General features: G+C 45.2%; 1 protein-coding gene. It reads right to left on the reverse strand.

The window, feature by feature from the left end:
• On the reverse strand, positions 1 to 221 hold a 221-nt coding region (locus tag NG901_RS16960; RefSeq protein WP_252217125.1), incomplete at both ends, for a TroA family protein.

A 221-nucleotide genomic window follows, 5' to 3' on the forward strand; every position in this document is an offset into this window, starting at 1 on the left:
GACTTTCGGTCCGACGCCTTCCATCGCAGGAACATCTTTTAAGTTTTGTTCTGAACTTGCGACAATAGCATCAGCACCAAGAGAGGCAATTTTTTCTAAATTCAAATCATGGGTATTGCCCACTTCTGTAGCTTTCTTCGCACCATCTGGAACACCACTCGCGTCTGTTGTTTGGCGACCTACCACCGTTCCACCAAGTGCATAGATAATATTCATATCCG

Origin of the sequence: Clostridium sp. CMCC3677 (genome assembly GCF_023845585.1) — a bacterium.
Taxonomy (GTDB): Bacteria; Bacillota; Clostridia; order Clostridiales; family Clostridiaceae; genus Clostridium; species Clostridium aquiflavi.